Below are 8,609 nucleotides of genomic sequence, written 5' to 3'. Positions count from 1 at the left end.
CCACGTCGCCGACTGCCTTGACGCGGGCGAGTACCTCGCGGCCCTGTGCATACCATCCGTCCCAGCCGTAGTCGCTGCGGTTGGCCTCCAGACCCGTGGCTTGCAGGCCGGCCCGATCGGCCAGCCACAGCGTTCGTGGCAGGTGGAAGCGCTGCGTTACGGCGACGACGCTGCGCACGCGGTGCACGTCGCGGGCTCGCAGAACGGAGTCCCAGGTGTCGAGCCCGAACGCGTCGTGCTCCAGCGCATGCTCGGGGACGCCCAGGCGCCGCAGCTCCCGCGCCATGACGCTCACCTGTCCCCGCAGGGACTGGTCGCCCGTCACGAGGATTCGCTCCACCCGGCCCGCGCGCCACAGCGCCTCGGCGGCATGGATCCGGTCGGCGAGCATCGCTGACGGACGGCCGCCCGGCTGGACTTCGGCGCCGATGCGGATGATCCCCTCCTCGTCGAGGTTGGCGAGCACCTCCTCGGACACGTTGGGGATGTCGCGGGTGATCTCCTCGGGCCCCAGCTTGGTCTCGCGCGCGTCGACCTCGTGCTGCTCGATGTGGATCGAGGTCAGCACGTCCTCGCGCACCAGACGGTGCGACAGGATGATCGCGTCCTCGTAGTTGAAGCCCTCCCACGACATGAACGCCACGAGCAGGTTGCGGCCGAGGGCCAGCTCGCCGTCATCGGTCGAGGGGCCGTCGGCGAGGACATCGCCCTTCTTGACCTTGCCACCCTCGGTGACCACGGGGCGCTGGTTGATGCAGGTGCCCTGGTTCGACCGCTGGAACTTCGTGAGGTAGTAGCGATCGAGGGTGTCGCCCTTGGTCTTGACGATGATGTGATCAGCCGCGACCTCGACGACGACACCAGCGTTATTGGCCAGGACGACATCGCCGGCGTCGCGGGCCGCCTTGCTCTCGATGCCGGTGCCCACGTAGGGGGACTCAGCACGGAGCAGCGGCACCGCCTGGCGCTGCATGTTCGCACCCATCAACGCGCGGTTGGCGTCGTCGTGCTCGAGGAACGGGATCAGAGCCGCCGACACCGAGACGATCTGGCGCGGCGAGACGTCCATGAAGTCGACGTCCGCGCCGGGGACCTCGCGCACGTCACCACCCTTGGCACGGCACAGCACGAGCTCGTTCTGGAACCGTCCGCGAGCGTCGAGCGGAGCGTTCGCCTGCGCGACGGTGTAGCGGTCTTCCTCGTCCGCGGTCAGGTGCACGATCTCGGTGGTCACCTTGCCGTTCTTGACGGCGCGGTACGGGGTCTCGATGAAACCGAAGTCGTTGATGCGCGCGTAGGTCGCCAACGACCCGATCAGGCCGATGTTGGGACCCTCCGGGGTCTCGATGGGACACATGCGGCCGTAGTGCGACACGTGCACGTCCCGGACCTCGAAGCCGGCCCGCTCACGGGACAGACCACCTGGTCCGAGCGCGGACAGCCGGCGCTTGTGGGTCAGACCGGCCAACGGGTTGGTCTGGTCCATGAACTGACTGAGCTGCGAGGTCCCGAAGAACTCCCGGATCGCTGAGACCACCGGACGGATGTTGATCAAGGTCTGGGGCGTGATCGCCTCGAGATCCTGGGTCGTCATGCGCTCGCGCACGACCCGTTCCATCCTCGAGAGCCCGATCCGCACCTGGTTCTGGATCAGCTCGCCCACCGAGCGCAGGCGACGGTTGCCGAAGTGGTCGATGTCGTCGGTGTCGTAACCGTCCTCGACCGCGTGCAGCTTGACGAGGTAGCTCATGGTCGCCAGGCAGTCCTCGATGGTCAGGACCATCGACGTGGGCGTGTCGAGACCGACCACCGCGTACTCGTCGGTCAGCTTGCCGTGCTTGGTGACCTTGCCCTTGGCGTCGAACGAGCCGGTGATCTTGTAGCGACCGACCTTGGCCAGGTCGTACTTCTTCGGGGTGAAGAACATGTTGATCAGCAGCGAACCGGCCTGCTCCGCCGAAGGCGGCTCGCCCGGACGCAGCTTGCGGTAGATCTCCTCGAGCGCCTTGGCGGGCGTCTTCTCGGTGTTGTCCTTCTCGAGGGTGAACTCGATGGACGGACGCCTCCCGAAGAACTCGAGGATCTCCTCGTCGGGGATCTCCTGCTGCAGCTCGTCGTGAGGACGCAGCTCGTAGCGGCCCTTCTCGTCGCTCCACTGGAACGCCTTCAGGGCACGGTAGAACACCGAGATGGGCTGCTTGCGCTTGCGGTCCACGCGTACCGCCACCAGGTCACGCTTGTCGACCTCGAACTCCAGCCACGCGCCCCGCGCCGGGATGACCTTGCACCCGTACACGTCGCGGCCGGTGGTCTTGTCGATCGAGGAGTCGAAGTACACACCGGGAGAGCGGACGAGCTGGGACACCACCACGCGCTCGGTCCCGTTGATGATGAAGGTGCCCTTGTCGGTCATCACGGGGAAGTCACCCATGAAGACGGTCTGGGCCTTGATCTCCGACGTCTCGTAGTTCATGAACTCGGCGGTCACGAACAACGGGGCCGAGTAGGTGTAGTCCTTCTCCTTGCACTCCTCGACCGAGTGCTTTGGCTCCTCGAAGCGGTGATCGCTGAAGCTGAGGGCCATCTTGCCCTGGCTGTCCTCGATCGGAGAGATCTCGTCGAAGATCTCGCCGAGTCCGTCCTCGAGCAGCCAGTCGAAGGACAGCCGCTGGATCGCGACGAGGTCGAGTTCCTCGATGGGCAGCGCTTCGGCGATCTTGGCGAAGCTGAGGCGTTCGTTGACGGTGGTGGCGACCAAGTCGGATCCTCCGTTGGTCGAGCTCGTGGTCAAGCTCGTTGCGGCGAGGCGAGTGCCCGGGATAGGCGTTGGGTCAGCACCAGGCCAGGGCGCCGACGGACGGACGCGCGCCCGTCACGGTGTCCTGGATGAGCGAACGACGCCGCACGCGAGGTGATCGCGCGCAGGTGGACAGGCACGGTCGGACGACAGTCGGAGCTCGAACAACAGCGACGTCAGCACGGACCTCGACGCTCGCAGACGGAAGGGCAGGTGGGGCAGTGACGGGCACACGGACGCACGGCAGCCAGTCAGTATAGACAGGTCCTCGCGGTACCGCCAACCGCTGGCAGCCGTGGCCGTGCGGGGGTCACTTGATCTCGACGCTGGCGCCGGCTTCCTCGAGCTTGCCTTTGGCCTCCTCGGCGGCCTCCTTGGCCACGCCTTCGAGGACGGCCTTGGGCGCGGACTCGACCAGCTCCTTGGCCTCCTTGAGCCCCAGGTTCGTGAGGCCGCGGACCTCCTTGATGACCTGGATCTTCTTGTCGCCAGCACCGGTGAGCACCACGTCGAACGCGGTCTTCTCCTCCTCCACCGCGGCCTCGCCGCCACCGGCCCCGGGAGCGGCAACGGCGACGGGCGCCGCGGCCTGCACGTCGAAGGTGTCCTCGAACTTGGTCTTGAACTCCGACAGCTCCATGAGCGTGAGCTCCTTGAAGGCGTCGATGAGTTCGTCAACGGAGAGCGTTGCCATCGCGGTTTCCTATCGTTTCGGTTGGCTGGATCGGTGCTTCCCGACTTCCCGCGCGCGGACGGTGGTTCTCCCCTTCGGGCGAGAACCACCGCCAGCGCGGGAAGTCACGTCTGATCGTCGCTGGGTTCGTCGGGGGACCCGTCGTCCTCGGGGGTCCCGTCGTTGTCGGGGGCGACGGTGTCGGCGGCGGTCTCGAGGGCGTCGGCAGCGGTCTCGGCCGCGTCTGCAACTGTGGCGGCGGCCGCGTCGACGGCGTCGGTGGCGGCCTCGGCGACGGTCCCGACCGCATCACCGACGGCATCACCGACGGCCTCCGCCACGGTCTCGACGACGCCGCCGGCCTCCTCGTCCTCCGGGGCGGCGGGTTCCTCGGTCCGTTCAGGCTCAGTGGCCTCCTCGGCCTCTCCAGCCCCCTGTTCAGCAGCCGCGGCTGCACCCTCGGCAGGGCCGAAGCCCTTGGACTCGGGGCCGCCGGCGTCCTCGAGTGCGGTGACCAGGCCGAGGATCTCGCGGCCGATGGCGTCGGCGTAGTTGACGACCATCGCGAACGCGCCGTTCACGAGGCCGGCGATACCCGCCAGGAGCTCCTCGCGGGATTCGAGGTCGGCCAGCTTGATGGCCGCTTCGGCGTCGAGGATCTCGCCGTCGAGGTAACCGCCCTTCACGACGAGCTCGGGGTGGTCCTTGGCGAAGCGCTTGAGTGCCTTGGCGGGCCCGACGGGGTCCTCGTCGCAGAACGCGAGCGCCGTGGGACCGAGGAGGAAGTCGTCGAGTCCATCGATACCGGCCTCGCGGGCGGCCAGGCGCATCAGGGTGTTCTTGGCGACCCGGTAGCGCGCCCCGGCCTTGCGCAGTTCGGCACGGAGCTCCGCGAGCTCGGAGACGCTCAGACCGCGGTACTCGGTGAGCAGCGTCGCGACGCTGGACTCGAGACTCGACCTGACCTCGTCGACGACGGCGACCTTGTCGGAGCGTGGCACGGGTTCCTCCCGGGTACGCGACCGAGGCGACAGGGGACTGCAGGTCGGTCCCAGGGACAGGCGACACCACGCGGAACGCGTGAGAACACCTGCGCGGGACGCGCCGGACGCCTCGTGCTCGCGACGTGGTCAGGAGACGGGGCGGGAACTCCGGCGACCTTCAGCCCGATGGGCATCCAGCGGTCTTCGGCTCGTGCGGCTGCGGATGTTACGGGCCGCCCGCCGAGGCTGCAAGCGGTGTCACGCGTCGCCGCTGTCGAGCAGCTCGGCGACCTTCTTCAGAAGCGACATCGCGGTGAAGGGTTTGGCGAGGAACTCGTCGACCCCAGCCTCCTCCGCCGCCTCCCCGTCCACGGGGTCCGCCTTGTCCGTCAGGAGAACGACGAGTGCGTGCCGGGTCTCCTCCTGGGCCTTGACGGACCGGCAGATCTTCAAGCCGCCAGCGGTCGGCAGGTTCGCGTCGAGTATCAGCACCTCGGGGCGGTCACGTGCGATCACGAGCAGCGCCTCGCCCGTGTCCGCAGCCTCGACGACCTCGTACGAGTCACCGCCGAGCGTCAGGCGGACGGTCGCGCGGGTCCCCTCATCGGCGTCGGCGATGAGGACGCGCTTCACGCTCGTACCGGACACGTTCCCTCCCAGCGGACTCGAGGAGCGTAGCTGACCACGTCTGGCCGGAACCCGCGGCCGGGAACGACGGACGCGGTCACTCAGGCCGCCGACTCGTCCTCGTCCTCGATGACAGCACGCGCCTTGCCCGCATCGATCCGCACGCTGGGCCCCATCGTGCTCGAGATCGCGATCGTCTGCACGTAGCGCCCCTTCGCGGACGCGGGGCGCTGGCGGAGGATCTCGTCGAAGAACGCCATGAAGTTGTCGACGAGCTGGTCGACCTCGAACGAGACCTTGCCGAGGACCGCGTGCACGTTGCCGGTCCGGTCGACGCGATACTCCACGCGCCCTCCCTTGATCTCGCGCACCGCCTTCGCGACGTCCTGCGTGACGGTCCCCGACTTCGGGTTCGGCATGAGGCCGCGCGGTCCCAGGGTCTTGCCCAGGCGTCCGAGCTTGCCCATCATGTCCGGCGACGCGACCACAGCATCGATGGCCTCGATCAGCTCACCCTTCTCGAGCTCGGCGATCAGGTCGTCACCCCCGACGTGATCGGCACCCGCCTCCTGGGCCGCGACGACGTTCTCGCCCGACGTCACGACCGCGACGCGGACCTCCTTGCCCGTTCCGTGCGGCAGTGAGACCGCCCCGCGGATCATCTGATCGGCCTGACGGGGATCCACCCCGAGGCGCAAGGCGACATCGACGGTCTGGTCGAAGTTCGCCTTGGCGGTGTCCTTCAGCAGCTTGCACGCCACGCGGGGCGTGTAGAGCTTCTCGCGGTCGATCGCTTCGAACGCCGCGCGGTAGTTCTTGCCCTTCTTCGCCATCGTGTTCCTCCTGGTGGTCCCAGCGGCGGGCCCGGGGCTCCGCCTCCCACTGGATGTGTTCAGCCCTCGACGAGGATGCCCATCGACCGGGCGGTGCCCTCGATGATCTTCATCGCCCCGTCGATGTCGATCGCGTTGAGGTCCTCCATCTTGCGCTCGGCGATGTCACGCACCTGATCGCGCGTCACGGTCGCGACCTTGACGGTGTGTGGGGTACCCGAGCCCTTCGGCACACCTGCAGCCTTGAGCAGCAGTTGCGCGGCGGGAGGGGTCTTGGTGACGAAGGTGAAGGAGCGGTCCTCGAACACCGTGATCTCGACGGGGACGATGTCGCCCATCTGCTGCTGCGTGCGCTCGTTGAACGTCTTGCAGAACTCCATGATGTTGACACCGTGCTGGCCGAGGGCGGGGCCCACGGGGGGCGCCGGGTTCGCCTGGCCGGCGGGGATCTGCAGCTTGATGTAGCTCAGGACCTTCTTGGCCATCGGATGCTCTCCTGTGTGGTGCCAGCGAGGGCGACGAGCCCTCTCCCACGGGGTGCGGTCAGATCTTCGCGACGTTGTCGAACGGCAGCTCGACCGGGGTCTCCCGACCGAAGACGGACACGAGCACGCGCAGCTTGCTCTGGTCGATGTTGATCTCGGCGATCGTCCCGGTGAAATCCGCGAACGGGCCCGAGGTGACGCGGATCGTCTCGCCGACCTCGAGGTCGATCTCGGCGACGTCAGGCTTGGCGCTCTCGAGGTCCTCGTCGCCCTCCTCGACCACGACGACCTCGTCGGGGATCTTGAGCGTGCTCGCCACCTCGCGGAGCGAGAGCGGGACGGGGCGGTTGCCCGGGGCGCCGACGAAGCCGGTGACGGCAGGGGTGTGTCGCACGAGACCCCAGGCCTCGTCGTCCATCTCCATGCGCACCAGCACGTACCCGGGCAGAAACTTCTTCTGCACGGTCTGTTTCTTGCCTTGCTTGAACTCGGTGACCTCGTTCGTGGGGATGATCACCTCGTAGACGCGGTCGTCCGCGCCGAGGGCCTCGATGCGGCTCTCGAGGTTGTCCTTGACCCGCTGCTCGTAGCCGGCGTACGTGTGCACCACGTACCAGTCGCCGGGGAGACGCATGAGATCCTTCTTGTCCTGCACGTCCACGAGCGAGCGTGGCCGACGCGTCAGCAGCGCGGATCCCTCGCCGTCGGTCTCGCCCTCGACCGCGGTGTCGGCCCCGGCGTTGCCGCCGGTACCGGCCTGGTCCGTGGCACCGCCAGGGCCGTCGTCGGTCGGCTCGGCCTCGGGCGTCGGTGGGGCGGCGGGCTCCTCGGTGTCGGCGCCCGCGAGGTCGAGCAGATCGTCGAGGTCGTCCTCCGTCGCGTCCGCGGCAGCGTCAGCCGCCGCCTCCTCGACGAGAGCCTCCTCGGGCTCCGGAGGTGCCTCCACCTCGTCGGCGACGACGTCACCCTGTGGCTCCTCATCGACGGTCGCCGCGACATCCGCTGCGGACTCCGTGGCACCGGCGGTCTGGTCGGTCGATCGAGCCAGCGTCTCGTCTGGTACCGACGCGTCGGTACGTCCCTCGGCGGATTCCTGGACGATCTCGTCCATCGGCGCCGCGTCGAGCTCCCCGGAGGTGGGCAGATCGTCGCGGTCCGCCGCCGCGGCCGGTTGCTCGTCGGGCGAACCGGTGGGACCGACGGTGTCGTCGTCGGTCGTCAACGGCTCCCCGTCGGGCGCGTCAGCGACCAGCGGTTCCTCGGTCGCCTCGTCATCGAGGAGCGGGTCGGCGACGGGTACGTCGTCGGTGTCTGGGTTCACGTTCTCGTCGTTCACGGGTTCACCCGAACAGTTGGAGTACGGCTTCGCGGATCACGAAATCCATGCCGAACACGAGCAGGGTCAGGATCGTGACGGTCACCAGCACGACGATCGTGTAGGAGGCGACCTCACGGCGGTTGGGCCACGCGACCTTCTTCAGCTCGGCGCGGACCTCACGCAGGAACGTGAACAGACCCGTCCGCTCGTGTGCGAGCGGAGCCTCGCCGGTGTGATCGTCACTCATTCTGTGCCTCGACGCGTTCGCTGACTTTGCACGGCGGTTCCGGCGCACCGTCCGCGGCGGTCGCTCCACCCGGTCGGCGTTCGGCGTCGACCCGGGGCGGGTCGACCGAGCAGGGGCGGAGGGACTCGAACCCCCAACCACCGGTTTTGGAGACCGGGACTCTGCCAATTGAGCTACGCCCCTACGTCGCTCCGCACCGATCCGACACGGTGCCGCGCCGCCCAAGAACGGAGCCACATAGGAAGGCTGCCCACGGTGGGGCAGCCCCGCAAGGGTAACCGCGGTCCGCCCTCGCCACAACCGCGACCCCTGCACCCGCGCGGCGCGGGGGATGGCGCGTCGGGGCTACCGCGTCTCCTTGTGCGGCTGGTGCTGACGGCAGCGCGGGCAGTACTTGCGCAGCTCTATCCGCTCCCGCTGGTTCAACCGGTGCTTGGTCGTGATGTAGTTGCGCTCCTTGCACTCCTGGCAAGCCAGCGTCACCTTCGGCCGGTTCAAGCTCTTGGGCATGGTTACTGCACCACCTTGGTGACCTTGCCGGCCCCGACGGTGCGGCCGCCCTCACGGATGGCGAAGTTGAGGCCCTCGTCCATCGCGATCGGGGCGATCAGCTCCACCGTCATCTCGGTGTTGTCACCCGGCATCA

10 protein-coding genes and 1 tRNA gene are annotated in these 8,609 nt (G+C 68.1%); all 11 read right to left on the bottom strand.

Annotated elements, in window-relative coordinates:
* On the bottom strand, nucleotides 1-2,821 hold a 2,821-nt coding region (gene rpoB, locus KY469_21745), incomplete at its 3' end, for a DNA-directed RNA polymerase subunit beta (GenBank protein ID MBW3665725.1).
* A 286-nt stretch (nucleotides 2,822-3,107) separates the two neighbouring features.
* Nucleotides 3,108-3,491 carry a 50S ribosomal protein L7/L12 gene (gene rplL, locus KY469_21740; protein MBW3665724.1) on the bottom strand — a complete coding sequence of 128 codons (384 nt, stop codon included), beginning with the start codon at nucleotides 3,489-3,491 and terminating at the stop codon, nucleotides 3,108-3,110.
* A 104-nt stretch (nucleotides 3,492-3,595) separates the two neighbouring features.
* Entirely contained in the window at nucleotides 3,596-4,471 is an 876-nt protein-coding gene (gene rplJ, locus KY469_21735) for a 50S ribosomal protein L10 (protein ID MBW3665723.1), read from the bottom strand.
* Between the two features lie 240 nt (nucleotides 4,472-4,711).
* Nucleotides 4,712-5,101, bottom strand: coding sequence for a response regulator (locus tag KY469_21730; GenBank protein MBW3665722.1), 390 nt, complete (start codon nucleotides 5,099-5,101; stop codon nucleotides 4,712-4,714).
* A gap of 80 nt (nucleotides 5,102-5,181) precedes the next feature.
* On the bottom strand, nucleotides 5,182-5,913 hold the full coding sequence (gene rplA / locus KY469_21725) for a 50S ribosomal protein L1 (protein ID MBW3665721.1): 732 nt from the start codon (nucleotides 5,911-5,913) through the stop codon (nucleotides 5,182-5,184).
* A gap of 59 nt (nucleotides 5,914-5,972) precedes the next feature.
* Entirely contained in the window at nucleotides 5,973-6,398 is a 426-nt protein-coding gene (gene rplK / locus KY469_21720; GenBank protein ID MBW3665720.1) for a 50S ribosomal protein L11, read from the bottom strand.
* A 58-nt stretch (nucleotides 6,399-6,456) separates the two neighbouring features.
* Complete coding sequence (nusG, locus tag KY469_21715; protein MBW3665719.1) at nucleotides 6,457-7,509, bottom strand: transcription termination/antitermination protein NusG; 1,053 nt, start codon at nucleotides 7,507-7,509, stop codon at nucleotides 6,457-6,459.
* A 229-nt stretch (nucleotides 7,510-7,738) separates the two neighbouring features.
* The gene (gene secE / locus KY469_21710) at nucleotides 7,739-7,963 is read right to left on the bottom strand and encodes a preprotein translocase subunit SecE (GenBank protein ID MBW3665718.1); all 225 of its coding nucleotides are present in this window, start codon (nucleotides 7,961-7,963) and stop codon (nucleotides 7,739-7,741) included.
* 110 nt (nucleotides 7,964-8,073) lie between these two features.
* Nucleotides 8,074-8,146, bottom strand: a tRNA-Trp gene (locus KY469_21705).
* A gap of 162 nt (nucleotides 8,147-8,308) precedes the next feature.
* Nucleotides 8,309-8,473 carry a 50S ribosomal protein L33 gene (rpmG, locus tag KY469_21700; protein MBW3665717.1) on the bottom strand — a complete coding sequence of 55 codons (165 nt, stop codon included), beginning with the start codon at nucleotides 8,471-8,473 and terminating at the stop codon, nucleotides 8,309-8,311.
* 2 nt (nucleotides 8,474-8,475) lie between these two features.
* Nucleotides 8,476-8,609: elongation factor Tu (gene tuf, locus KY469_21695; protein ID MBW3665716.1), on the bottom strand; the 134-nt coding region annotated here is incomplete at its 5' end.

Source organism: Actinomycetota bacterium, from assembly GCA_019347575.1.
In the GTDB taxonomy this organism is placed as follows: Bacteria; Actinomycetota; Nitriliruptoria; order Nitriliruptorales; family Nitriliruptoraceae; genus JAHWKY01.
This window is presented reverse-complemented; position numbering and strand designations above follow the sequence as displayed.

Excerpts from the sequence above, each read along its gene's own strand:
- rplL (MBW3665724.1), bottom strand. The coding sequence starts at position 3,491 with ATGGCAACGCTCTCCGTTGACGAACTCATCGACGCCTTCAAGGAGCTC.
- rplA (MBW3665721.1), bottom strand. The coding sequence starts at position 5,913 with ATGGCGAAGAAGGGCAAGAACTACCGCGCGGCGTTCGAAGCGATCGAC.
- rplK (MBW3665720.1), bottom strand. The coding sequence starts at position 6,398 with ATGGCCAAGAAGGTCCTGAGCTACATCAAGCTGCAGATCCCCGCCGGC.
- nusG (MBW3665719.1), bottom strand. The coding sequence starts at position 7,509 with ATGGACGAGATCGTCCAGGAATCCGCCGAGGGACGTACCGACGCGTCG.
- secE (MBW3665718.1), bottom strand. The coding sequence starts at position 7,963 with ATGAGTGACGATCACACCGGCGAGGCTCCGCTCGCACACGAGCGGACG.
- rpmG (MBW3665717.1), bottom strand. The coding sequence starts at position 8,473 with ATGCCCAAGAGCTTGAACCGGCCGAAGGTGACGCTGGCTTGCCAGGAG.